Here is a 596-nt window from a genome sequence, read left to right as displayed (position 1 = left end):
ACCGGCACCGCCGTCGTAGGCGCGGTGGACCAGCGGGATCCCGCCGTCGCCGGTGACCGCGAGCCCGGTCTGGACCTGTTTGAGGTCGGGGCGGCGGTCCTTGGGATGGCCGTACTTCGGGGTCGCGTAGTCGCCGTCGACCTCGGGGTAGGCGCCGTGCAGCGAGATCGACGTCATGTCCCAGTGGATCCGGGAGACGTCGAGGCCGAACGCGGTGATCGCCGCGGCGCCGACCGAGCCGACGACGGCCTCGCAGACCGGGGCGAGCGCGTCAAGCGCCCGACCGACCCGGTCGTCGTTCAGAATGTCCGGCGCGAGGCCGAACATCTCCTCGACCGCCCACTGGCGTGCCCACCGTTCGACGTGCAGCAGCGGGGTCGGCGAGGTCAGCCGGTTGGCGACCAGCGCGGCGATCACCTGGCCGTGGGTGGCCCGGTTGACCTTGTCGCGCATCGGGGCGAGCCGGTCGATCGTGCCCGCGACATCGAGGCGGGCCAGGTAGTCACGCACGACGGACAGCGCGCCGAGCGGCTTCTCGACGCTCGGCGGCCCGTAGTCCATCGCGACCGTCACAGCCAGGAACAGTCCCAGCCCCG

At 72.3% G+C, this 596-nt stretch carries 1 protein-coding gene; it reads right to left on the bottom strand.

The features are described 5' to 3' along the window. Positions 1–596, bottom strand: a 596-nt coding sequence (locus AC08OU_RS22630) for a DUF4277 domain-containing protein (protein WP_476605744.1), incomplete at both ends; no start/stop codon positions are given.

The sequence above is a fragment of the Frankia sp. CcMO1 genome (assembly GCF_977945845.1).
This window is presented reverse-complemented; position numbering and strand designations above follow the sequence as displayed.